A 24,217-nucleotide genomic window follows, 5' to 3' on the forward strand; every position below is an offset into this window, starting at 1 on the left:
TTTTATCACAAAAAATCAATTATGTAAAATATATTTATAAGATTTTGCTAATGCATAATCGTTTTTCATTTGTTCTATAAGTTCTTTTTTGCTATTGAATTTTATTTCATCTCGAATGCGCTTAATAAATTCAATTTCTATAAACAACCCATAAATATTTTCGTTAAAATCTATAATATACGTTTCAACAGATAAATTATTGACATTAAAAGTAGGATTTATTCCAACATTTGTTATACCGAGGAAGTGTCTATTGCCTATTTTTACTTTTGTTATATATACGCCATTTAATGGTAAGATATAATCCATGTCTATCTTAATATTAGCTGTTGGGAATCCTAAATTTCTTCCAATTTTTCTACCACTAATGACATACCCTTCTAAGCTAAAATATCTCCCAAGACATTTGCTTGCTTCTTCTACATTTCCTTCCTGGATCAATGAACGTATAAAGCTACTACTTATTGGAATATCGTTCAATTTTATAGGTTCAACAATATATACTTCATAATTATAAATTTTCGAAAATTTTTTTAAAAGTGAAACATCACCATTAGCATTGTATCCAAATCTATAATTATCCCCTACAACCGCAATTTTCATATTTAACTTGTCAATTAAAATGCTCTCAATAAAAGTCTTAGGAGATAACAATGAAAAATCCTTATTAAAGTCATAAATTATAGCGTAATCTAAATTGAATTTAGAAAATTCCTCTATTTTTTTTCTGTTAGTTGTCAATAGCTTCTGATAATCATATTTGTATATCGTCTTTGTCGTATGTTGTTTAAATGTAAATACAGAACTCGTCATTTTATTTGTTTTCGACAATTCTACTGATTTTTTAATTAATTCTTGATGTCCAAGATGAATCCCATCAAAGTTTCCAAGAGCGATTACTTTTTTATCATTGTATTTTTCTGTATTGTACTCATCTATTATTATCACTTAGCCATCAGCTCCAAATAACAATCGTTCAACATAGATTCTATCACCTACAACTTTGCCAACGCCAACAAAGAAATGTTCTGGACTATATAACTTTATTAATTCATCATTTGCATCTATGTATTTATTTTTCACAGGATTGCCGTGCACAATCTTACGATAATCATCATTGCCAAGACAGACACCAGGAAATGTTATAATATCATCTATTTTCATTATTTTATACTTTCCACTTACAACTTCTTCTAATGTAAATGAATTTTCTAAAGTAAATGATCCAACACTTGATCTAATAAGCATTGACATATATCCTGAAATATTCAGATAATCACAAATATCACGAACAAGAGCTCTTACATATGTTCCTTTTGAACATTTTACGTCAAACATAATTTTGTACGGTGCTTCGTAAGATATCACATTAATGTCATATATAGTCACAAAAGAAGGCTTGATATCAATAGTTTTACCTTCTCGTGCATATTGATAAAGTTTTTTCCCATCAACTTTTTTAGCAGAGTAAATAGGTGGTATCTGTAAAACATTGCCTTTAAATACACTTTCAATTTCTGATATTTTATGCTGTTCCAAAATTTTAACAGGCATTACACTCGTAATATTTCCAAATTTATCAATGCTATCTGTAGAAAAACCAAAAGTTATTTCTGCTCTATATGTCTTTGTTTGCGTCATTACAAACTGGGCCAATTTCGTCGCTTTGCCTATACATAAAGGTAATACACCTGCTGCTCCCGGATCAAGGGTTCCTAAATGGCCTACTTTTTTTATATTAAAATTTTTCCTTAAAAAGGATACTACATCATGAGATGTCATACCTGGCGGTTTCAAAATATTTAAAAAACCATCCATTTTCAATCACTCATTGATTTCAAATTTTATTAAATCTAAAATTTTTTCTTTTACATCATTTATACTGCCTTTTGTTAAGAATCCTGATGCTCTTACATGACCACCACCGCCAAATTCTTTAGCCAATTTATTTACATCCACATACTTTTTAGAGCGTAAACTTCCTTTTATAAAATCATCTTTTTCAACCAGCATAACAGCGATTTCCACACTATCTATATCTCTACCATAATTTACAATATTCTCTACATCTTCTAATTTTGTATTTGTGCTAAGAAAATCTTCCCTTGATATCTCCATATACGCAACTTTTCCGTCAAAATAAAGTTCCATATTGTTTATAACTCTGCCTATTAGCTTAAGCTTCTCATATTTAATATTATGAAAAATAATATTGGATATTTTATCCACAGAAGCACCGTTATTTATTAAATCACCAGCAACTTCATGAGTAAATGATGTAGTTGAGCCGTACATAAAATGTCCTGTGTCTGTAACAACTCCAACATACAAACATTCTGCAATTTCTTGGTCCAAATCAATACCTAATATTTTTATCAACTGATACACTATTTCAGATGACGAAGCTGCATTGGTATCTACGTAATTCATAGTAGCATACAAAGTGTTCGAAATATGATGATCTATATTTATTGACTTATGGACTTTTTTAAGCAATTCTTTTGCCTTTCCCATTCTATCTGAATCAGCACAATCTACAGTTATAAGCAGATCTACTGATATGTCAAATGGTCTTGTGATTTTATCTGTGTATGGCATGAATCTATAGATTTCAGGTACGTCATCATCAATAAATATAGATACATCTTTTTTTAATTTATTCATGGCTTTGTACAACGCTGTAACAGATCCTATTCCATCACCATCAGGTGATACATGTGTTACAACAGCTATTTTTTCAGCTTCTCTTATTGAATCCAACATATCATTTAAAATCATTTGTCTTCACTCTCTCGACTATCTAAATCTTTTAAAATCTTAGAAATATGGGCACCATATTCTATCGAATTATCAAGTTCGAAAATCAATTCAGGAATATATCTTAACTTAATTCTTTTTCCTAATTCACGTCTTATAAAACCAGTTGCACTTTTTAAACCTTCTATAGTGTTCTTTTTTTCATCATCATTTCCATAAACGCTAATATAAATTTTTGCATAACGCAAATCTTTTGAAACTTCGATATCTGTTATGCTAGTCATATTACTTATTCTTGGGTCCTTTATCTCTTCGAATATCATTTGGCTTACTTCTTTTTTTATTTCTTCTGATAAACGTCCAATTCTGTACTGCACATTAATTCATCCTTTCAACGAGGTATTTCCTCCATCTGATATGCTTCCAGCACATCACCTTCTTTTATGTCATTAAATCTTTCTATGCCTATTCCACATTCAAAACCAGATTGTACTTCTTTTACGTCGTCTTTAAATCTCTTTAATGAAGATATTTTCCCTTCAAAAATCACTATGCCATCTCTTACTAATCTTATGTTTGCATTTCTGGAAATTTTACCTTCTACTACATAGCATCCAGCTACATTACCCACATTAGGAACCCTAAATACAGCTCTTACTTCTGCCTTACCTAATTCTTTTTCTCTATACTCTGGTTCCAACATACCCTTCATAGCTGCTTTTAAATCATCAATTGCATCATATATTATTCTATATAATCTTATGTCGACTTTCTCTTTTTCTGCTAAAGACTTAGCCTTGCTATCAGGTCTTACATTAAAACCAATTATTATGGCATTAGATGCGGAAGCAAACATAACATCAGTTTCAGTAATAGCACCAACCGCTCCATGAATGACTCTAAGTCTAACATCATCATTACTCAATTGCTCAATTGAGCTTTTTAATGCTTCCACAGAACCCTGTACATCAGCTTTTAATATTATATTTAGTTCTTTTACATTGCCTTCTTTTATTTGATTAAACAGTTCATCAAGAGATATCTTTTGCTTTTGCATCATTTCTTCTTCTCTAAACTTTTCCTTACGTTTTTCGGCAATTGAACGGGCTTTTTTCTCATCATCCAATACAACAAGTATGTCTCCTGCCTTTGGAACATCAGATAGTCCTAAAACTTCAACAGGTATGGATGGTGATGCTTTTTTAACTTTCCTGCCTTTATCATCAAACATTGCCCTTACTTTGCCATAAGCTGTTCCAGCAATTATTACATCACCTGTTTTTAGTGTTCCCTTTTGTACTAAAACTGTTGCAACAGGACCTCTGTTTTTGTCAAGTTGCGCTTCAATGATTGTACCTCTGGCTGGTCTATTTGGATTTGCCTTTAATTCGAGCATTTCTGCTTCCAATAATATCATTTCAAGTAAATCATCAAGTCCAAGATTTTTTTGCGCTGAAACATTGACACATATTGTATTTCCGCCCCAATCCTCTGGCACCAAACCATATTCCACCAATTCTTGTTTAACTCTATCTGGATTCGCATTAGGTTTGTCAATTTTATTTATAGCTACAATTATCGGAACATTAGCGGCTTTAGCATGGTTTATCGCTTCTATTGTTTGAGGCATAACACCATCATCTGCTGCTACAACTAATACAGCAATATCAGTTACACTGGCACCTCTAGCCCTCATAGCCGTAAATGCTTCATGCCCTGGTGTATCCAAAAACACGACTTTTTTTCCGTTTATTTCTACAACAGATGCACCAATGTGCTGTGTAATTCCTCCAGCTTCACGTTGAGTAACATTTGTCTTTCTGATTGCATCCAATAATGATGTTTTTCCATGATCTACATGGCCCATAACAGTTATTACAGGTGGTCTGGGCAAAAGATCTTTTTCATCATCTTCTTTGTCCATAATTTCAAGATTATCTTCATTTTCCTCTTTTTTTTCTAATAAAAAGCCATACTCTTCAGCAATTTGCGAAGCATTTTCATAGTCTATTTGTTGATTTATTGTCACCATTATTCCTTTGGATATCAATTTCTTTATGATATCTGAAGGATTTATTTTCATTTTTTCGGATAATTCTTTAACAGTTATAAACGCAGGTATAGATATTATTTTAACAGAATCATCTTGTGGTTTATTATTATCATCCTTCGCCTTTTTGGCGTCTGACTTTTTTTGCTTTTTGTTAGGCTTTTTAGGCTTTTCATCAATTTCGTTATATTCTTCTACTAATTCATCTGTTTCTTTTTTCTCTTTTTCAGTTAATAAATCTATTATTAAACTTACTTCATCGTCTTCTAATGTGCTCATATGATTTTTTACATTAATATCTAAATCATTCAACTTCGAAATCAATTCTTTGCTCGTAATTTTTAGTTCTTTTGCCAACTCATAAACTCTTGTCTTTGACATTTTATTCACCTCCATTAGTTAGAACCTCCTTTGCTTCAGCTAATAGTTTGTTAGATAGGTTTTCATCTGTAATGCCAATCACCGCTGTATTGTCTCTCCCTATGCTTTTGCCAATATAAGACATATTACCAGCGATTATATATATAATGTTTTTATCATTACATAAAGATACAAACTTCTTCTTTGTATTTTCAGAAGCGTCTTCCGCTATAATGACAAGACGAACATTTGATTTAGCAATTCCTTTTTCAACTGGCAACCTTCCTGGCAATAATTTCCCTGCTCTCCTGCATAACCCCAGCATCGAATAAAATTTATTCATTTGAAACCTCTTTTCTGATTTGTTCAATAATATCTTCAGTTAATGAAGTTTCCAATGCTCTTTCTATTTTTTTTGATTTTAAGGCTTTTTCTACACAGTCAATGTTTTTACACACGTAACAACCTCTGCCAGATAACTTACCTGTCAAATCCACCTGAATTTCATTGCTATGTGCTTTTTTTACGATTCGAAGTAACTCTCTTTTCGGTTTCATTTCTTGGCAACCAAGACACATTCTCATTGGAACTTTTTTAGACTTCACGTTATCAACCCCAACCTTTAAGATTTAGCAGTAGATTCACTTGTTATGTCTATCTTCCATCCTGTTAGCTTAGCAGCCAATCTTACATTTTGCCCTTCTTTGCCAATTGCAAGAGAAAGCTGATAATCAGGCACGACGACCCTGGCTATTTTTTCTTTTTCATCAATATCAATACTTAAAACTTTAGCCGGACTTAAAGCATTAGTCACAAATTCTTGTGGTTTTGAGCTCCATTTTACGATATCTATCTTTTCACCTTTTAGCTCATTTACAACAGCTTGTACCCTTGCACCCTTGTAACCTACACATGAACCCACCGGATCAACATTTTCGTCTTTTGCATATACAGCCATTTTAGTCCTTGAACCAGGTTCTCTTGAGATGCTTCTAATTTCAACGATACCTTGTTGTAATTCTGGTACTTCCATCTCAAAAAGCCTTTTTACTAGTCCTGGATGCGAACGTGATATCAGTATTTGTGGACCTTTTGTAGTTTTTTTGACTTCTACTATATAGACTTTTATTCTATCTCCATGTTTGTAAGTTTCATTTGGAATCTGCTCATTTGGCGTTAGTGTAGCTTCAGTTTTACCTAAATCAACTAAAACATTCTTTTTTTCTATTCTTTCTACAATTCCAGTAACTATTTCTGATTCCTTGCTTAAAAAATCTTCATATACAATGCCTCGTTCTGCTTCTCTTATTCTTTGAACAACAACTTGTTTAGCATTTTGAGCTGCTATTCTTCCAAAAGATTTAGGCGTAACTTCAATATCAACAGTATCACCAACAAGGTATTTCTTGCTTAATTTTTGAGCTTCTTCCAAACTTATTTCAAGCAAATCATTATATACATTTTCGACAACCGTTTTTTGGGCATAGACTTTAACATCACCTGTTTCACGATCCATCTTTACTTTGACATTCTGAGCTGTTCCATAGTTTTTTTTGTACGCTGAAACTAATGCAGCTTCTATTGCCTCAAACATCGTCTCTTTTGGAATGCCTTTATCTTTGCAAATTTGTTCAAGTGCTTCAATAAATTCGGTGTTCATTATTTTCCCTCCTTTTAGTTTAAAATTTTATAATAGGTTTAACCAAACTAACATTTTTTAAATCAAATTCTCTTTTTCCACCATCGTCAACGATGATTACTTTATCATCTTCGAGGCCTAAAAGCTCGCCTTCATACTTTTTCTTTTTATCTATCGGTTGATACAATGAAACTTCAACTAAACTGCCTTTGAATTTTTCAAAATCACGTTTTGTTTTTAATGGTCTATCTATTCCCGGCGAAGACACTTCAAGTATATAACTATTGTCTATTGGATCTACTTCATCCAGCTTTTCACTTAAATATTCACTTATAATTTGGCAATCGTCTAAACTGACTCCTCCATCTTTGTCTATATAAACCCTTAAATACCAATTGTTGCCTTCTTTTTTGTACTCAACATCAACAAGCTCAAACTTATTTTTTTCTATGGCTGGAGTAACAAGCTGCCTTGTCAGCTCTTCAATCTTTGACAATTTGATAACCTCCTTGTAGCTCATTATTTTATATATATAATACGAAAGAGTGGGAAACCCCACTCTTAAGTTCCATCTCTATTTTGCCATATCAATTATAACATACACAAATAACCAATGCAACATTAAAATAAACTTAATTGATTTGATTCAGGAATATCCTGTAGACAACCATGCTGCTTTAATATATCAATAACCGTTTTACTAATTCTCGTTCTATTTCTCAAGTCTTCTATTGATAAAAATTTGCCTTTTTCTCTCTCTTCAGCTATTATCTTCGCTGCTTGCTTGCCTATACCTTCCAATGAGTTCAACGGAGGCAATATGCCATCTTTTGTAATTAAAAATTTAACTGCATCAGATTTATATAAATCAATATTTGTGAACTTTAGACCTCTAAGGTACATTTCAAGGCCAACCTCTAATATTGTCAATAAGCTTTTCTCTTTTGCTGTAGCATTATTGCTCTTTGATTCAATTAGCCTTATATTTTCTTTGATTTTTTCTAAAGAATCCATCATATCTAAGTTAAACTCATCAGCTCTAACAGTAAAATAGGTAGCATAAAAAGCCTCAGGATGATGCACTTTAAAATAAGCTATCCTAAAAGCCATTATGACATAAGCAACTGCATGGGCTTTAGGAAACATGTACTTAATTTTTTGGCATGACTGGATAAACCAATCAGGCACATTATGCTTTTTCATTTCTTCTATTTCTTCCTCTTTGATGCCCTTCCCTTTTCTAACACTTTCCATTATCTTAAAAGACAGTTTCTTGTCAAGCCCTTTACTAATAAGAAATAACATTATATCATCTCTTGTAGAGATTACTTCTTTAAGGGTGGCTTTGCCTTCTTTTATTATGTCCTGCGCATTATTAAGCCAAACATCCGTACCATGCGAAAGTCCACTTATTCTCACAAGTTCTGCAAAAGTTGTCGGCTTTGTATCAACCAGCATTTGTCTTACAAATTTCGTTCCAAATTCAGGCAGCCCTAAAGTACCTACTGTGCAATTTATATCTTCTGGATTTATGTTAAGCGCTTCTACGCTTGTAAAAAGGCTCATTGTCTTTTTGTCATCTAATGGTATTTCTCTGGCATTGATTCCTGTTAAATCCTCCAGCATTCTTATTACAGTAGGATCATCATGACCAAGTATATCAAGCTTAAGCAGTCTTCCGCTTATAGAGTGATAATCAAAGTGCGTTGTTATTATGTCTGAATCTTGTGCATCTGCAGGATGTTGTATAGGTGTAAAATCGTAAATATCTTTGTCTTTAGGAACAACCATAACACCACCTGGATGTTGCCCTGTAGTCCTTTTGGCACCAGTACAACCCATGACTAGCCTTTTGATTTCTGCATTATGAACTGTTAAATTTTTTTCTTCAAAATACTTTTTTACAAAGCCGTATGCTGTTTTATCAGCCAATGTACCAATAGTTCCAGCTCTAAAGACGTGACCTGTTCCAAATATTTCTTCTGTGTATTTATGCGCTATCGGCTGATAATCTCCTGAAAAGTTTAAATCTATATCTGGTTCTTTGTCCCCTTCAAATCCAAGAAAAACTTCAAATGGAATATCATGCCCATCTTTTTTCATTTTTGTTCCACATTGTGGACAATTTTTATCAGGCATATCTACACCAGAACCGTAACTTCCATCTAATATAAATTCCGAATGCTTGCAATGAGGACAGATATAATGAGGTGGCAACGGATTAACCTCGGTTATTCCACTCATCGTTGCCACAAACGATGAACCGACTGAGCCCCTTGAACCAACTAAATAACCATCATTCAATGATTTTGTCACTAGTTTTTGAGCTATAATATACATGACAGCATATCCATTATTTATGATAGAATTTAGTTCTTTGTCTAACCTTTTTTCAACTATATCTGGCAATTTTTCACCATATATTTCATGAGCTTTGTTTAATGTCAATTTTCTAAGCTCTTCTTCTGCACCTTCTATTGACGGAGGAAATGTTCCATCTGGTATCGGTTTAACGTCTTCTATAGAATCTGCTATTTCATTAGGATTGTCTATGACGATCTCTTTTGCAATCTCTCTATCAAAATAATCAAATTCTCGCATCATTTCATCAGTTGTTCTAAAATAAAGTGGTGGTTGTCTATCAGCATCTTTAAATCCCTTTCCATACATGAGTATTTTTCTATACACATTATCCCAAGGATCTAAAAAGTGGACATCACACGTTGCAACAACCGGCTTTTTGAATTGTTTGCCTAAATCATAAATTCTTTTATTTATCTTAATCAATTCTTCTTTGTTTTTTACCTCGCCTTTGTCAATTAAAAATTCATTATTTCCTAAAGGTTGCACTTCTAAATAATCATAATAACTGACGATTTCTTGCAATTTATCGTCATCAAGATTTGATATTAATCCTCTAAATACTTCACCTTGTTCACAAGCGGAACCAATTAACAATCCTTCTCTCATTTGTGACAACAAACTTTTAGGAATTCTCGGATTTCTATGAAAATACTCTAAATTTGACTTTGATACCAATTCATAGAGATTTCTCAAGCCCTTTTGATTCTTAACAAGTATAATTACATGATATGTAGGCATTTTTTTTATGTCAACCTTATTTTTTAAATAATCATTTATTTCATTTACTTTTTCTATTCCGTTTTCTTTTAACTTATTGATGCTTTTAATAAAAATTTCAGCAGTTGCCTTAGCATCGTCTACGGCTCTATGATGATTTTCAAGTGACACACCAAGATGCTGCGCTACAGTATCCAGCTTGTAATTTTTTAGATTTTCATACATATGTCTACTTAATTCTAAAGTGTCCAAAACAGGATTATCCACTTCCATACCAAGATTTCTGGCTTTTGTCTTTATAAAAGTCACATCAAAGTTTGCATTATGTGCTACAAGAATAGAATCTTTTATAAAGTCCAAAAATTTAGGCAAAATTTCTTCGATAGATGGGTACTCTTTAACCATATCATCTGTTATGCCAGTCAATTTTGTTATAAATTTTGATATGTGAACTTGTGGATTTACAAAAGTCTCAAATGTATCTACTATTTGAAAATTTTTTATCTTGACAGCTCCAATTTCGATAATGTTGTCATTAATACTTGAAAGACCTGTGGTTTCAATGTCAAATACAACAAAGCTGCCGTCAATAGTCGCAGATGTACTTCCACTGACGATTGGAACACCATCATTGACGAGATAACCTTCTATACCGTAGATTACTTTAATACCATATTTTTTCGCAGCACTTTGAGCTTCGGGATAAGCCTGCAATACAGCATGATCTGTTATTGCAATTGCTTTGTGCCCCCACTCTGATGCTCTTTTTATTAAAGACTCTGCAGAGCTTACTCCATCCATGCTGCTCATTTGTGTGTGTACATGCAACTCTACTCTCTTTTGTAGATGAGAATCTACTCTGAAAGATTTCTCGCACATCTCTATGTCTTTAGCGTTCAATATTAGATCTCTTTCATATTTATCGTAAATAACAGCACCACGCACTTTTACATTGCTACCTATTGTTAATCTGTCTTTAATTAAACTGTACTTTTCTCCATTTAAAAATGCCTTAACTGTAAATGAAGACGTAGTATCTGTAATATCAAAAGTCATCAGATATTTAGATTTTATTTCGCGGAAATCTATTGAAAAAATTTCACCTTTTATTGCAACATCATCGCCTTCTTGAAATACATCGCAGATCTTTACACTTTCTGTATTTATTTCTTTTCCAAGCAATACTTTACTGTCATTATTATCCATATCACTTTCGATTTTTTGGCTGTTTTCTGGAGGACTTGCAATGATGTTATTTGCCAAAATTTCCTCGTCCTTTTTGATTTCTTCATGAAGTTTGTCATATATTGATTCATCAAAATCTAATGCAAAACTTACGTTTAGATCATAATATTCTTTTATCAATTCGCTAATGTACATATCGATCTTGTTTTTCTTAAGAAAATTAAAAGATACTTCATTTGATGCCTTTATGATTACATGTTCCACATCTTTAATAGATATATGACATGATTTTATAAAGCTTAAAGTACCAGGATATTTTTCACTGGCTTTTTTTATGATATCATCCCAATACTCATTTAAAACTGAATACACATCAATGTTATTTGTGCCTATAAATTCAAATTCTATATTTGAAAGTAGAGGGATTTTTGATTTAATAGTAGATTTTAAAGATTCTAATTTTGAAACGTCTTTTTTTAAATTGAAGGGCAAAGACAGTATAAGTTTTCTTTCCTTTAGACATAAACTTATCTTATTTATTTTTATATCGCTTATACCTAATTCCTCTTTAAGAAAAGAAGGTAGCATCAAAATGCACTCCTTACATCCATACCTTTAAAATGTCTTTATACATCATTAGCCTAGCTTTAAAACCTTTAATGAAGCCCAACTTTTCTTCTTTCATTACATGCGTCATATTTTCTAACTGCACATGCTGCACTCTTAAATGTTTTTTTTTGGCATATTTCGTAAGCGCTACTTCTATTCCATATTTTAAAATGTCTACATCACTATTATTTATAAAATCTATAAGAACATCTTTTTTTAAAGTACGCTGTCCTGACAAAAATGGAGCTATTTTTTGTGCCAAATCAGTTCTTTTCCTTCCAGATGAAAATATACCAACTGCCATATCGCACTTATTATCCAAAACAGGTTTTACTAATTTGTTAAAATGCTCAGGAGTAAAACCTATAAGATCTGCATCAAGCAAAACTAAGATATCTCCATTAGCAGCTTGAATACCCCTTTTTAGAGCAGCACCTTTCCCTAAATTTGTTTTCAAATTTATAAGCTTCACGTTAAAAAGAGAAACGACTTTTTCAGTATCATCTGTTGAACCATCATTTACGACTATCGTTTCATCAATAATATTGATTTTTTCCAATACTTTTAAAACATCTTTTATATTTTTTCCTTCATTATATGCGGGAATAATTACAGATATCATAATGATTTCTCCTTCAGTATATCGTTAAGTTCCTTAATAAATTCATCAAAAAGCTTATCTTCTGATACTTTTTTAATAATCTTTCCCTTTTTAAAAATAAGACCTTCTCCAATTCCCCCGGCTATTCCTATATCTGCTTCTTTAGCTTCGCCTGGACCGTTGACTGCACATCCCATTACAGCAACTTTTATGTCTTGCTTTATATTTGCCGTTGCTTTTTCAACTTTTTGAGCCAATTCTATCAGATCAATTTTGGTCCTTCCACATGTTGGGCAGGAAATTATTTCTACGCCTCCTTTTGATAATCCTAAAGATTTTAATATTTGTTTTCCAACTCTTACTTCCTCAATAGGATTACCCGTCAAAGATACTCTTATTGTATCTCCAATACCCAGATACAGTAGCGTACCAATCCCGACAGCAGATTTTATAGTTCCTGAAAAAATTGTTCCGGCCTCCGTAATGCCAACATGAAGGGGATAATCTATCTTTTCAGAAATAATCTTATACGACTCAATTGTCAACGGTACATTAGTGGTCTTTAAAGATACCACTATATCGTAAAAACCGCATTTTTCTAACAGAGATACACTTTTAAGTGCACTTTCAACAATTCCATCCGCTGTTACACCACCATATTTATTTAAAATGTCCCTTTCCAATGAACCAGAATTTACACCTACTCTTATGGGAATTCCTGCATCTTTAGCAGCATCTACTACTGCTTTAAGCTTATCATCTCCACCAATATTGCCTGGATTTATCCTGATTTTATCCGCCCCATGCTTAATAGCTTCTAAAGCTAATCTATAATCAAAATGTATGTCGGCAACAATAGGGATATCAATTTCTTTTTTTATTTCTTCAATGGCTTTTGCAGCAACAACATCAAGGACAGCTACACGTACAATATCACAACCAACACTTTCAAGTTCTTTAATTTGGTGCACGGTTTTTTTTACATCTCTTGTGTCAGTATTAGTCATGGACTGTATTGCAATCGGGTTTTCTCCACCTATACGTACACTTCCTATTTTTATTTCTTTTGTTTTTTTCCTCATAAAGTTTATCACCTATTATTTTAAAATATTTATCCTAACCAAATCTTTATATGTAGCAAAAAGTATAAGCGCAATAAGCAACATAAAACCTATATAATGGACAAATCCTTCTTTTTCGGGATCGACAGGTTTTCCTCTAATTTTTTCTATCAGCACGAATAGAATCCTACCACCATCTAATGCTGGAAACGGCAGTAAGTTAAACAACCCTAAATTTACGCTTATAAGTGCAGTAAATGCCATTAAATTCAGTATGCCAGATTTTGCCTCTGTGCCAATAGCTTGAACTATACCAACTGGCCCCATCAAATCATTTGTTGAAACTTTACCAGTTATTAACATGTAAAGAGATAAAATTATCATTTTTGAAAAATAAATAGTTTGTTTTACGCCGCTATCGACAGCTAATACTAAAGACCTTCGATACTGTGGTACTATACCTATCATTGGCTTTGCAGTGTTTTTGTCAACTATCGGTATAACAGACTTTTTTAAAGTAACATTTCCCCTTTTAATTGTAAAATTTAATTTTACTCCATTGTTTGAATTTATAATGTTCTGCAATGTAGTCCAATCATTTATTTTAGTATTGTTTACCATCACTATTTCATCTCCCGGCTTTATACCAGCCTTTTCTGCAGGATAACCACTTATGGTAGAACTGACAATTGGAACTGGACTTCCAACAAAATAGAAAACCATAATTAAAATTATAAAAGTTAATAATATATTCATCAAAGGACCAGCCGCAAAAATGCCAAGCCTTGTGTACCAAGGTTTATTGGTTACAGCTCTTTTATCATTAGACATTTCATCTTCACCTGCTAAAGCACAAAAACCACCAAAAAGCATTAATCTAAACGAATATTCTGTTTCACCATGTTTTTTTGAAAATATCTTCGGCCCAAAACCAATAGCAAATTCATTAACTTTTGTGCCAGACAATTTTGCTACTATAAAATGTCCAAATTCATGAATCGTAACTAAAATGCCCAATACAATTACACTTATAACAACATAAAAAAATACCACTTACCTATCACCTCATATATTCACGCTTAATTTTTTCCCTTATTTCTTTATCTACTTCTATTATATCATTTAATTCAGGATTAATGATGTTTTTATGATTATTCATATATTTTTCTATTATATAAGGAATATCATTAAACGAAATTACTCTTTCTAAAAACAATTGAACTGCTACTTCATCTGCTGTATTTAAAACTGTTGTCATTGTTCCGCCTTCTTCCAATGCATCATATGCCAGTTGGAGGCATCTAAAAGTATTAACATCTGGTTTTTCAAATGATAGACTTCCAATCTTGGCAATATCTAAATATCGTACACCTTCCACGTATACCCTGTTGGGGAAATTTAAAGCGTACTGTATCGGTATCCTCATATCGGCAGTAGCCATTTCTGCAATAATGCTTCCATCAATAAACTCTACCATTGAATGGATTATGCTTTCTTTATGCACAACAACTTCTATTTTTTCTAATGGCACATCAAAAAGCCATTTAGCTTCTATTACCTCAAACCCTTTATTCATAAGTGTGGCAGAATCGATTGTTATTTTTTTGCCCATCTTCCAATTAGGATGATTTAAAGCTTCTTCAACTGTCACGGATTTTAAATCGCTTAATGTTTTTCCTCTAAAGGGTCCTCCAGATGCAGTTATAATCAATTTATTTACAAATTCTTTTTTTCCAGATTGAATACATTGGTAAATCGCATTGTGTTCACTGTCAACAGGAAATATATTTATGTTTTTTTCAATTGCCAGTTTCTTAATTATGTGCCCACCAGTGACTAAACATTCTTTATTAGCAAGTGCAATGTTATGCCCTGTTTCAATCGCCTTTATAGTAGGAATAAGCGCTGCTATGCCTTCAATGGCCACAACAACAGTCTGAACATTTGAAAGAGAAGCTACCTCGTTTATTCCATCATCACCAGAGAGAATCACTGTATTAGTGTCCACAATTTCTTTTAACTTTTTTGCAGACGATTCATCCTTAACAGCAACAAATTGCGGTTTAAATTCATCAATTTGTTGCTTTATAAGATCAATATTATTATAACATGTAAGTCCTATAACACGAAATTCTTTTGATTTCCTTACCACATCAAGTGTTTGAGTTCCAATCGAACCTGTAGAACCTAAAACGACAATATTTTTCATGTTTAGCTCCTTTCATCTGTTTAAATACGTGAAAAATATGTAAATACAAGGAGATACGAAAAGAATACTATCAAATCTATCCAATATCCCGCCATGCCCAGGAATAATTTTGCTAAAATCTTTCGTGTTGCAATTTCGTTTTATAAACGACGCAAAAAGATCACCTATTTGAGCTACTATGCTGCCTATAACGCTTAAAAAGATGATATAATAATAATTTATTTCTAGCTTTCCTCTAAATAAATATGTAAACAAAAGGCACCCTAACAACGAACCTATTACTCCACCAACCGAACCTTCAAAAGTCTTGTTAGGACTAATTGATGGACATAATTTATTTTTACCGATGCGTTTACCTATGAAATATGCAAAAGTATCTGTCAGCCAAGAAATGATAAATATAAGCCATACAAGCAAGTAACCGTCTTTAATATCCCTTATTTTCCCTATGTACGAGAAAAAAATGACATATATGATTCCCATAATTGTTATGGAAGTATCTTTCAAATTATATCTATGAAGTACAACTGGGATAGAAAATATTACTACAGACAAAATCACAAAAAGATCTATAGAATCATAGGTATAGCCAAAAATATAAAAAAATAAAACAGCCACATAGCCCATAAAATTTATAGGCTTTATTTCTGTATTTTTAAACACCGCGTAAAACTCGTACAATCCAATAAGACTGATAGCTACTAAAAAAAGCCTAAGATACCAGCCCCCCATGATTAATGCCGCAAAAACCAAAGGAAGCCCTATTACCGCACTAAATATCCTTTTTTTTAACATAGATTCAACTCCTTAATTCATATGCCACCAAAACGTCTATTTCGCTTTTGGTAATCAAATATAGCCTGTAAAAGGTGCTTTTTTTCAAAATCTGGCCATAAGACATCAGAAAACCATAATTCGGAGTATGCAGACTGCCAAAGCATAAAATTGCTAATTCGCAATTCTCCGCTTGGTCTTATAATCAAATCAGGGTCTGGTTGTCCTGATGTATATAAATTATCAGCAATAACATTTTCATCAATGTCATTTAAATCAATTTTGCCGCTCAATAAAGAACTGCCTATCATTTTAAATGCTCTAACTATTTCACTTCTACCACCATAATTTAAGGCAATATTTAAAGTAAGACCAGTATTGTTTTTAGTTATTTCCTCGGACTCTTTTATCTTGATTCTACATTTTTCAGGTATCATTGATAAATCGCCAATAAAGTTTAATTTCACATTGTTTTCATTCAATTCATTTACTTCGCGACCTAAATACTCTATAAGTAAGTCCATCAATCCATTAACTTCATCTACAGGCCTTTTCCAATTTTCTGTCGAAAATGCGTATAAAGTCAGATACTTAATTCCGATTTCAGATGATGCTTTAACAATTCGCCTTACAGCTTCCATACCAGCCCTATGTCCAAGTGTTCTTATGAAACCTCTCTTTTTCGCCCATCTACCATTTCCATCCATTATTATTGCCACATGCTTTGGAACATTGTTTTTATCAAGTTTTTTCTCTATCTCCTCATCAAAATTTTTTTGTCGTTTTTTGATAAACCCCATTAAATTTCCTCCTTATAATATGGGCAATACCCCCTCATGTGAGGGGGTTAAAATTCAGCTACTATAACTGATAATATACCATCTTCAAACATCGTTTTTAAGACGCGTCTCTGATATCCTCTATATTTTTTAGTAGGCTTGGTAAATATTATATTGTATTGAACATTATTTTTTTCTAAAATCTTCTTAGCCGCTTCAATATCGTATCCAATAATATCGATCAAATCTCCATTATCTCCTTTTCCTTCTGCTCCAAAATTTTGTCTATTTCCTTAATATACTTATCCGTAAGTTTTTGTACATTTTCTTCGCTTTTTAATTTTTCATCTTCCGAAATCTCACCATTTTTATCCATCTTTTTAATAGCATCATTGGCATCTCTTCTAATCTGCCTCACTGCGACCTTAGCTTCTTCACCTTTTTTATGAACTAATTTAACAAGCTCTTTCCTTCTCTCTTCTGTCAAATCAGGAAAAACTAATCTGATTATTTTGCCATCAGAAGTAGGATTAATGTTTAAATCTGATTTTTGAATTGCTTTTTCAATTTCAGATATTTTGGATGTGTCCCACGGTTGAATAATTATAATCTTTGGTTCTGGTGCCGTAATTGTTGCTAACTTATTTATTGGAGTCATGGTACCATAGTAGTCAATTGATATTCTGTCTAAAAGTGCAGGATTAGCCCTGCCAGCCCTTATAGACATCAATTCATTTTTTAAAACTGCAATTGACTTTTTCATTTTTTCTTCAGTGCTTTTTAACAAATCATCCATCGCTATCCCTCCTTGACAATCGTTCCTATTTTTTGGCCCATTATCACATTCTTAATGTTTCCTGGTACAGTTAAATTAAACACGATAATTGGAATATTATTGTCCATACATAGAGAAGTTGCTGTAGAGTCCATCACCCCAAGTCCTCTGTTAAGCACATCAAGATATGTCAACTTATCAAACTTGGTAGCATCTTTATGTTTAACAGGGTCCTTATCGTAGACTCCATCTACTTTCTTAGCAAGAAGAATCACTTCCGCATCTATCTCAGCAGCTCTTAAAGATGCTGTCGTATCGGTAGAGAAGAAAGGATTACCAGTGCCAGCTGCAAAAATCACAACCCTTCCTTTTTCAAGATGCCTTATTGCCCTCCGTCGAATATACGGTTCAGCAATCTGCCTCATCTCAATGGCAGTTTGAACCCTCGTTTCTACGCCTCTTCGCTCTAGAGCATCTTGCAAAGCAAGAGAATTAATGACTGTAGCAAGCATTCCCATATGATCAGCGGTAGTCCTATCCATTCCTACTCCTTCTCTACCCCTCCATATATTACCACCTCCAATTACAACGCCTATTTGAACGCCCATTTCTTTTACTTCTTTTATTTGATCAGCAATTAAATTTACAGTTTCAAAATCGATACCGTAACCTGTGCTGCCAGACAAAGCTTCTCCTGAAATTTTTAATATTATTCGTTTGTATTTCACAGACATTAAAACACCTCATTTTATTATTCTATAAAAATATTAAAAATCCTTCATGAAAACTATTAAAAATAGGACACAACCGTGTCCTATTTTGGTTGCCTATTTAATTTTATTCTTCTTCTTGAGAATTTTCAATACCTTCTCCTCTTTCAAATCTCACAAATCTTCTTATTATTATATTTTCACCAAGTTTAGCAATCAATTCATTTAATAAGTCTTTTATCGTCTTGCTATCATCTCTTATATACAATTGTTCTAATAGGCAATTTTCTTTATAGAATTTTTCGAGTCTTCCTTCAATTATTCTGTCAATCACTTGAGCTGGTTTACCTTCATTTAATGATTGTGCCTTTAAAATTTCCCTTTCTTTTTCAATAACTTCTTGTGGTACATCTTCTCTTTTTATGTACTGCGGATTTGCTGCAGCGATTTGCATGCATATTTCTTTTACAAAAGTTTTAAAATCATCTGTATTGGCGACAAAATCTGTTTCACAATTTACTTCAACAAGAACACCAATTCTGCCACCACCATGAATGTACGATTCTACTAATCCTTCATTTGCAACTCTGCCAGCCTTTTTAGCAGCGGCTGCTAATCCTCTTTCTCTTAATATATCAATTGCTTTTTCAATATCACCATTAGAATCAGTAAGCGCTCTTTTGCAATCCATCATGCCTGCCCCAGTACGCTCTCTAAGTTCTTTAACTTGTTGTGCAGAAATCATATAATCTTACCTCCATCCTAATATAATTTATGGTAAGGATGAAAATTCCTTACCATTCAAAATTACTCTTCAACCGCAGTTAATTGTTCACCCTGTTTAGCCTCAATTACAGCATCAGCTATTTTTGAAGCTATTAATTTTACCGCACGAATCGCATCATCGTTGCCCGGTATAGGATAATCTACTTCTTCAGGATCACAATTTGTATCAACAATTGCAACGATAGGAATATCGAGATTTTTAGCTTCAGCGATGGCAATTGCTTCTTTCTTAGGATCAACCACAAAAAGTACCGATGGAAGACTATTCATGTTTTCTATTCCACCTAAATACTTTTGAAGTTTTTCCTTTTCTTTTCTAAGCTTTATAACCTCTTTTTTGGGTAAAACTTCAAATGTGCCATCCTCTTCCATCTTCTTTAACTCTTTAAGTCTTTCAACCCTGCTTCTAATTGTCTTGTAATTTGTCAACATTCCGCCAAGCCATCTTTGATTTACATAGTACATTCCGCATCTTTCTGCTTCTTCTTTAACAGAATCCTGGGCTTGTTTCTTTGTACCTACAAATAAGACAGTACCATCATTCGAAACAACCTCTTTTATAAAATCGTATGCTTCCTCTATCTTTTTTACCGTTTTTTGAAGATCTATAATATATATTCCATTTCTCTCGGTAAAAATATAAGGAGCCATCTTAGGATTCCATCTTCTTGTTTGATGACCGAAATGTACACCTGCTTCTAATAATTGTTTCATTGATATAACTGACATATTCTCACCTCCTGGTTATTCCTCCGTTCAAGTCATCTCACAAAACAACCATTATGGCACCAGTTTTATGATCTTTGAACGTGTGTTATCCACTGATTAATATATTATATTATGATATTTTTGTCAATACGATTTTAAATTTTTATATCCACATGCCCTAATAAAAATTTTTTTCTTTCTTTTTGAGATGATTTCCCTTCCATTCTATTTTTATCTTTCTTAGTTGACAATTTATTTGATTCGTTGATTTTGTTTGTCCTGCTTTTTTTTATCTCATTTTCATTATTTATCATCTCCATGAATTGACCAACAAATACATCTGGTCTTTGAATTTCAATCTGTTTTATATTACTTACATCCACCATTTTAGGAATTGCTACCTGTAAATCTATCGGATTTACCGACATATACATTCCCCCTTACCCTATTGGCAATATGTCTATATCCGCACCATTTCTCATAAAAGTAACATATTTTACAGGCTCTTTTATCTTTCTAGATACATCGTCTATAGTTATTTTTGTTCCCGGATAAACCGTATCATATACTTTAATTATACCAAATGATTCATCATTATTTGAATTTAATTCTCTATATTCATCCAACAAGGACTTATTCTCAGCTTCCAACTGTAACAAAGACTTAAGAGTTTTTTCATAAATGGCTCTTTTATCATCCGGCACACCTAATTTCGTTAAATATGAAACGATTTTATTTAATCCGTCTATGGATTTTTCATTTTCAGATATTTTTTTAGATATTTCTTCTTTTCTCTTTCTCTTTTCAGGTGGTTCTCCGACTATTAACTCAGTATGTACAAACATTTTAGAACCAACGTTTATTGCTTCTATTTCTCGTGTTGCTATAACTACACTGCCAACGATTACACCTTTGTTTCCAATTAACTTAACACAACTATTTGTCTTCACTGTGCTGTACATTATGGCTTCACTTACGACATCATCTTCAGCTATTACTTCACAATTTTGTAAATACTTCGATACAACTTTCCCCCCTGAGATAATTTTTGCCTTACCATTGCCTTGAATGCCTTTATGAATTATTACATTTCCTTTCGCAGATATTGTAGAACCTTCTACAACACCATATATTTCCACATCTCCATCGCTTTCTATCTTATAACCAGAACTTATGTTGTTATAGATTTTAATGCTTGCAAAAGTTCTGACATTTCCTGTCGAAGCATTGACATCTTTTAACTCAATTATAGGATTTACATTTACTTTTTGATCTTTTTTAGAAATATGTCCATCAATAGAGGAATAAAGACATCCATCATTAATATATGTGTTTTTGCCTAATGGCAATTTTGCTTCTTTGCCTTTATTTGCTTTGACTATTTCTCCATTTACGTTCATACCGTCTATACCGTCTTCAGGATCTACCTTTCGGGCTATGATTTCATCCTTTTTCACACTTTTAAATATTTGCAGCTCTTTATAATCCACTCTTCCATCTTCAAGCACTTTTGGTTCAGCATTGCTCTCAAAATCGATTAAATACTCAACACGTCCATCTTTCCCATTTATAGGCTTTTTACCTTGTGCAATTAAATAACGTTCGTTAATATTGGGGGACTTGCAAATTTTATCGATGACATTTTCAATTATCCCAAAAACTACGTTATGAGATCTTAAAAGCTCGTAAATATTATCTTTATTCAAAACAATACCATCGTTTGAAATATTTTCAACTATTAAAAATGCGGCCATTTTGTCCGACGATATTTCCAATTTGCAAGAATATTTTAAATCACACATATAAATGCCCCCAAATTTTTATTAGTTACAGCAAGTCACTTAGCTTTTCCTTTAACTTTTTTATGGCTTTTGAATGAATTTGTGATATTCTAGATTCCGTCAATCCCATTATTTTACTAATTTCTTTATAGTTCAAATCCTCATAGTAATACAATGAAATAATCAATCTTTCTTTTTCCTGTAGCGTATCAATAGCCTTAGAAATATTCTGCTTCAAGTCAAACATCATTACTTCATTTTCAGGATTTGTAACTTCGTTGTCTGTAATTGAAGTAATTTTCAAATTGTTCTCAATCACTTCATCTAAAGAACTTATGTAACCCGCATTCATATAACTTAAAGTCTTTAAAACGTCATTTTTTGATAACTTTGTTGCCTCCATAATTTCTTCAATAGTAGGTTCTCTTTTGTATTCCTGTTCTAATTGTTCAATTGTTTTTTCAATGCTTTTATATCGTTTTTTTAGACTTCTCGGAATCCAGTCTTTTTTTCTTAAATAATCAATTATCTCTCCCTTTATTCTTATCGACGCATATGTCTCAAACTTTACACCCTTTGAAACATCATATTTATTAACTGCATCGATTAACCCAATCATTCCTTGGCTTATAAGATCATCAGTATCTTCTTTGCTTAATTCTGACAAGCAAATTCTCTTGACTATATGCTTAACAAGTGGCATATATTTGATTATGATGTCTTCCTTGGAACTTCCGTCTTTTTGCTTTTCATATTTATCCCATAAGTCTTGTTCGAGTAGAGACATTTTTAAACATTCCTTTCCTACCCTAAATAAATTTTACACCATGTCCGATTGTTTTAATTAACAGCTTGCCACTTTCGCAGTCAAATTCAATTGTACGACCATAATTACCACCTGTATCTTCTGAAACCAATGGTATGTTTAAAGACGATAAAACTTCTTTAGTAGCAATTACATTGCGGGCACCTATATTCATAATATCCAAGTTTGCCTTTGTTGCAAACATTTGAGCGCCACCTGCTATTTTACTTATTATGTACTTTCTGTCAGCACCTAACTCTAACATCATATCTATCAATGCTGTGATACCTGTATCGGCAAATTTAAGTTTATTTGAGTTGTTTTTACTTTGATCGCTATATGGCAACATAATGTGGACAAGCCCAGATATTTTACTTACTTTGTCATATAGGACAATACCCACACATGACCCAAGACCGACTGTAACCAATTTGCTTGGACACTTTGCAACTCTTGCATCGGCCATTCCTACTCTAAATGTAAAATTATCCATCTAATTCAACTCCAAGTGCGTTAAGTATTTTATCAAATGATTCTATATCAGGTATAAGAAAGAAATCGCCTTTTATTAATTTATTTCCTTCAAAAAACTCTGTCTCAATAAACAAAATTTTATCAGATAATTCACTAAATTTAATCGCAGGAACACTTAATATAGCACCTGCCATATCAATGCTGATTGCAGGAGGTGATATTTTCATGTCCAAATTTGTCAATGTAGACAGCGAAGACACATAACTCCCTGCCATAATATTGCCTATTTCTTCTAATGCTGATTTTTCGATTTCTGTAAATTCATCGCCAACATTGACTCCCATCAAATATTGAATCAAATAAGAAGCACTTTCAATATCTAAAGAAAATAAAATATTGCCATTCACACTTCCTTCAAGATCAAAATATATTCCCACAATAATAGTGTCGGCAAGTCCAAATATATCCTGTACTTCGTTTAATTCCATCAGTCGTACAGTAGGGATTTTCATATCTATTTTTTTGCCTATCAAAGATGCTAAAGCTGTTATAGCGTTTCCTGAGCCTATATTTCCAAGCTCTTTAAGTACATCGATGTATGTCTCATTTATCTTATTTATATTCATATCTTCACTTCCTGCTGAGTAGTCAATTTGTCTATATCAAAAAGCATCAATATCCTGTTTCCTACCTTTCCTATTCGCCCAATAAAACTTTCCTTTTTGTATAAATTACTGTTAACATCTATCGAATCTATACTTTCATCATTTATTTCTACAACTTCATTAGCATTATCTACAATAATTCCTATTACAATATCGTTATTCTTTATGATGACTATTCTTGTATCGTCGTCATAATTGACTTCGTCTAATTTTAACAACATTCTAATTGAAATGACAGGAATTATCTCGCCTCTCAAATTTATGACACCTTTTACAAATGAAGGCGCTTTTGGAACTCTTGTTATCTTAGTAATTTTTTCAATGGATTGTACTTTATCTATTTCTATTCCGTATTCTTCACCGCCTAATTTAGTCACGACAAACATACTCATATGCAACGCCTCCTTC

27 protein-coding genes are annotated in these 24,217 nt (G+C 32.6%); all 27 read right to left on the reverse strand.

Annotated elements, in window-relative coordinates; genetic code table 11:
• Positions 1-15: 15 nt before the first annotated feature.
• Entirely contained in the window at positions 16-948 is a 933-nt protein-coding gene (locus THEXY_RS06570; protein WP_013788056.1) for a bifunctional riboflavin kinase/FAD synthetase, read from the reverse strand.
• A complete protein-coding gene (truB, locus tag THEXY_RS06575) occupies positions 949-1,818 on the reverse strand; it encodes a tRNA pseudouridine(55) synthase TruB (RefSeq protein WP_013788057.1) in 870 nt (289 codons plus the stop codon). It abuts the gene before it with no gap.
• Between the two features lie 6 nt (positions 1,819-1,824).
• Positions 1,825-2,778 (reverse strand): DHH family phosphoesterase, encoded by a 954-nt coding sequence (locus tag THEXY_RS06580; RefSeq protein WP_013788058.1) that lies wholly within the window; start codon positions 2,776-2,778, stop codon positions 1,825-1,827.
• Positions 2,775-3,134, reverse strand: a complete 360-nt coding sequence (gene rbfA, locus THEXY_RS06585; protein WP_013788059.1) for a 30S ribosome-binding factor RbfA — start codon at positions 3,132-3,134, stop codon at positions 2,775-2,777. Before rbfA ends, THEXY_RS06580 begins: the two co-directional genes overlap by 4 nt.
• A gap of 14 nt (positions 3,135-3,148) precedes the next feature.
• Positions 3,149-5,203: a translation initiation factor IF-2 gene (gene infB, locus THEXY_RS06590; protein ID WP_013788060.1), complete on the reverse strand. Its 2,055-nt coding sequence runs from the start codon at positions 5,201-5,203 to the stop codon at positions 3,149-3,151.
• Complete coding sequence (locus THEXY_RS06595; protein ID WP_013788061.1) at positions 5,190-5,510, reverse strand: L7Ae/L30e/S12e/Gadd45 family ribosomal protein; 321 nt, start codon at positions 5,508-5,510, stop codon at positions 5,190-5,192. The genes infB and THEXY_RS06595 overlap by 14 nt, the downstream gene beginning before the upstream one ends.
• Positions 5,503-5,772 carry an RNase P modulator RnpM gene (gene rnpM / locus THEXY_RS06600; protein WP_013788062.1) on the reverse strand — a complete coding sequence of 90 codons (270 nt, stop codon included), beginning with the start codon at positions 5,770-5,772 and terminating at the stop codon, positions 5,503-5,505. Before rnpM ends, THEXY_RS06595 begins: the two co-directional genes overlap by 8 nt.
• A 17-nt stretch (positions 5,773-5,789) precedes the next feature.
• Entirely contained in the window at positions 5,790-6,827 is a 1,038-nt protein-coding gene (gene nusA / locus THEXY_RS06605; RefSeq protein ID WP_013788063.1) for a transcription termination factor NusA, read from the reverse strand.
• 19 nt (positions 6,828-6,846) lie between these two features.
• Entirely contained in the window at positions 6,847-7,302 is a 456-nt protein-coding gene (gene rimP / locus THEXY_RS06610; protein ID WP_013788064.1) for a ribosome maturation factor RimP, read from the reverse strand.
• A 125-nt stretch (positions 7,303-7,427) separates the two neighbouring features.
• Positions 7,428-11,660, reverse strand: coding sequence for a PolC-type DNA polymerase III (locus THEXY_RS06615; protein WP_013788065.1), 4,233 nt, complete (start codon positions 11,658-11,660; stop codon positions 7,428-7,430).
• Positions 11,661-11,673: 13 nt separating this feature from the next.
• Complete coding sequence (locus THEXY_RS06620; protein WP_013788066.1) at positions 11,674-12,303, reverse strand: glycosyltransferase family 2 protein; 630 nt, start codon at positions 12,301-12,303, stop codon at positions 11,674-11,676.
• Positions 12,300-13,364 carry a flavodoxin-dependent (E)-4-hydroxy-3-methylbut-2-enyl-diphosphate synthase gene (gene ispG / locus THEXY_RS06625; protein ID WP_013788067.1) on the reverse strand — a complete coding sequence of 355 codons (1,065 nt, stop codon included), beginning with the start codon at positions 13,362-13,364 and terminating at the stop codon, positions 12,300-12,302. The genes THEXY_RS06620 and ispG overlap by 4 nt, the downstream gene beginning before the upstream one ends.
• 15 nt (positions 13,365-13,379) lie before the next feature.
• Positions 13,380-14,396 carry an RIP metalloprotease RseP gene (gene rseP / locus THEXY_RS06630; protein WP_013788068.1) on the reverse strand — a complete coding sequence of 339 codons (1,017 nt, stop codon included), beginning with the start codon at positions 14,394-14,396 and terminating at the stop codon, positions 13,380-13,382.
• 7 nt (positions 14,397-14,403) lie between these two features.
• The gene (gene dxr, locus THEXY_RS06635) at positions 14,404-15,552 is read right to left on the reverse strand and encodes a 1-deoxy-D-xylulose-5-phosphate reductoisomerase (protein ID WP_013788069.1); all 1,149 of its coding nucleotides are present in this window, start codon (positions 15,550-15,552) and stop codon (positions 14,404-14,406) included.
• Positions 15,553-15,564: 12 nt separating this feature from the next.
• Positions 15,565-16,347, reverse strand: coding sequence for a phosphatidate cytidylyltransferase (locus THEXY_RS06640; RefSeq protein WP_013788070.1), 783 nt, complete (start codon positions 16,345-16,347; stop codon positions 15,565-15,567).
• 17 nt (positions 16,348-16,364) lie between these two features.
• Positions 16,365-17,126, reverse strand: a complete 762-nt coding sequence (gene uppS, locus THEXY_RS06645; RefSeq protein ID WP_013788071.1) for an undecaprenyl pyrophosphate synthase — start codon at positions 17,124-17,126, stop codon at positions 16,365-16,367.
• A gap of 47 nt (positions 17,127-17,173) precedes the next feature.
• Entirely contained in the window at positions 17,174-17,350 is a 177-nt protein-coding gene (locus tag THEXY_RS12635) for a hypothetical protein (RefSeq protein WP_013788072.1), read from the reverse strand.
• Positions 17,347-17,901, reverse strand: coding sequence for a ribosome recycling factor (gene frr, locus THEXY_RS06650; RefSeq protein ID WP_013788073.1), 555 nt, complete (start codon positions 17,899-17,901; stop codon positions 17,347-17,349). Before frr ends, THEXY_RS12635 begins: the two co-directional genes overlap by 4 nt.
• 2 nt (positions 17,902-17,903) lie before the next feature.
• Positions 17,904-18,614: a UMP kinase gene (pyrH, locus tag THEXY_RS06655; RefSeq protein ID WP_013788074.1), complete on the reverse strand. Its 711-nt coding sequence runs from the start codon at positions 18,612-18,614 to the stop codon at positions 17,904-17,906.
• Between the two features lie 103 nt (positions 18,615-18,717).
• Positions 18,718-19,335: a translation elongation factor Ts gene (tsf, locus tag THEXY_RS06660; protein ID WP_013788075.1), complete on the reverse strand. Its 618-nt coding sequence runs from the start codon at positions 19,333-19,335 to the stop codon at positions 18,718-18,720.
• Between the two features lie 62 nt (positions 19,336-19,397).
• Entirely contained in the window at positions 19,398-20,105 is a 708-nt protein-coding gene (rpsB, locus tag THEXY_RS06665) for a 30S ribosomal protein S2 (protein ID WP_013788076.1), read from the reverse strand.
• Between the two features lie 134 nt (positions 20,106-20,239).
• Positions 20,240-20,512, reverse strand: coding sequence for a hypothetical protein (locus THEXY_RS06670; protein ID WP_013788077.1), 273 nt, complete (start codon positions 20,510-20,512; stop codon positions 20,240-20,242).
• A gap of 12 nt (positions 20,513-20,524) precedes the next feature.
• The gene (locus THEXY_RS06675; RefSeq protein WP_013788078.1) at positions 20,525-21,886 is read right to left on the reverse strand and encodes a flagellar assembly protein A; all 1,362 of its coding nucleotides are present in this window, start codon (positions 21,884-21,886) and stop codon (positions 20,525-20,527) included.
• A gap of 25 nt (positions 21,887-21,911) precedes the next feature.
• Entirely contained in the window at positions 21,912-22,652 is a 741-nt protein-coding gene (locus tag THEXY_RS06680) for a sigma-70 family RNA polymerase sigma factor (RefSeq protein ID WP_013788079.1), read from the reverse strand.
• A gap of 22 nt (positions 22,653-22,674) precedes the next feature.
• Entirely contained in the window at positions 22,675-23,163 is a 489-nt protein-coding gene (locus tag THEXY_RS06685; RefSeq protein WP_013788080.1) for a chemotaxis protein CheD, read from the reverse strand.
• Positions 23,156-23,770, reverse strand: a complete 615-nt coding sequence (locus THEXY_RS06690; protein ID WP_013788081.1) for a chemotaxis protein CheC — start codon at positions 23,768-23,770, stop codon at positions 23,156-23,158. The genes THEXY_RS06685 and THEXY_RS06690 overlap by 8 nt, the downstream gene beginning before the upstream one ends.
• Entirely contained in the window at positions 23,767-24,201 is a 435-nt protein-coding gene (locus tag THEXY_RS06695) for a chemotaxis protein CheW (RefSeq protein ID WP_013788082.1), read from the reverse strand. Before THEXY_RS06695 ends, THEXY_RS06690 begins: the two co-directional genes overlap by 4 nt.
• Positions 24,202-24,217: the final 16 nt, after the last annotated feature.

This window comes from Thermoanaerobacterium xylanolyticum LX-11 (genome assembly GCF_000189775.2).
Classification (GTDB): Bacteria; Bacillota; Thermoanaerobacteria; order Thermoanaerobacterales; family Thermoanaerobacteraceae; genus Thermoanaerobacterium; species Thermoanaerobacterium thermosulfurigenes.

Bases quoted from the DNA above. Each gene is read 5' to 3' on its own strand.
- truB (WP_013788057.1), bottom strand. From the start codon at position 1,818: ATGGATGGTTTTTTAAATATTTTGAAACCGCCAGGTATGACATCTCAT.
- THEXY_RS06580 (WP_013788058.1), bottom strand. From the start codon at position 2,778: ATGATTTTAAATGATATGTTGGATTCAATAAGAGAAGCTGAAAAAATA.
- infB (WP_013788060.1), bottom strand. From the start codon at position 5,203: ATGGAGGTGAATAAAATGTCAAAGACAAGAGTTTATGAGTTGGCAAAA.
- THEXY_RS06595 (WP_013788061.1), bottom strand. From the start codon at position 5,510: ATGAATAAATTTTATTCGATGCTGGGGTTATGCAGGAGAGCAGGGAAA.
- nusA (WP_013788063.1), bottom strand. From the start codon at position 6,827: ATGAACACCGAATTTATTGAAGCACTTGAACAAATTTGCAAAGATAAA.
- THEXY_RS06615 (WP_013788065.1), bottom strand. From the start codon at position 11,660: ATGCTACCTTCTTTTCTTAAAGAGGAATTAGGTATAAGCGATATAAAA.
- THEXY_RS06620 (WP_013788066.1), bottom strand. From the start codon at position 12,303: ATGATATCTGTAATTATTCCCGCATATAATGAAGGAAAAAATATAAAA.
- ispG (WP_013788067.1), bottom strand. From the start codon at position 13,364: ATGAGGAAAAAAACAAAAGAAATAAAAATAGGAAGTGTACGTATAGGT.
- dxr (WP_013788069.1), bottom strand. From the start codon at position 15,552: ATGAAAAATATTGTCGTTTTAGGTTCTACAGGTTCGATTGGAACTCAA.
- THEXY_RS06640 (WP_013788070.1), bottom strand. From the start codon at position 16,347: ATGTTAAAAAAAAGGATATTTAGTGCGGTAATAGGGCTTCCTTTGGTT.
- uppS (WP_013788071.1), bottom strand. From the start codon at position 17,126: ATGGGGTTTATCAAAAAACGACAAAAAAATTTTGATGAGGAGATAGAG.
- frr (WP_013788073.1), bottom strand. From the start codon at position 17,901: ATGGATGATTTGTTAAAAAGCACTGAAGAAAAAATGAAAAAGTCAATT.
- pyrH (WP_013788074.1), bottom strand. From the start codon at position 18,614: ATGTCTGTGAAATACAAACGAATAATATTAAAAATTTCAGGAGAAGCT.
- tsf (WP_013788075.1), bottom strand. From the start codon at position 19,335: ATGATTTCTGCACAACAAGTTAAAGAACTTAGAGAGCGTACTGGGGCA.
- rpsB (WP_013788076.1), bottom strand. From the start codon at position 20,105: ATGTCAGTTATATCAATGAAACAATTATTAGAAGCAGGTGTACATTTC.
- THEXY_RS06670 (WP_013788077.1), bottom strand. From the start codon at position 20,512: ATGTCGGTAAATCCGATAGATTTACAGGTAGCAATTCCTAAAATGGTG.
- THEXY_RS06675 (WP_013788078.1), bottom strand. From the start codon at position 21,886: ATGTGTGATTTAAAATATTCTTGCAAATTGGAAATATCGTCGGACAAA.
- THEXY_RS06680 (WP_013788079.1), bottom strand. From the start codon at position 22,652: ATGTCTCTACTCGAACAAGACTTATGGGATAAATATGAAAAGCAAAAA.
- THEXY_RS06685 (WP_013788080.1), bottom strand. From the start codon at position 23,163: ATGGATAATTTTACATTTAGAGTAGGAATGGCCGATGCAAGAGTTGCA.
- THEXY_RS06690 (WP_013788081.1), bottom strand. From the start codon at position 23,770: ATGAATATAAATAAGATAAATGAGACATACATCGATGTACTTAAAGAG.
- THEXY_RS06695 (WP_013788082.1), bottom strand. From the start codon at position 24,201: ATGAGTATGTTTGTCGTGACTAAATTAGGCGGTGAAGAATACGGAATA.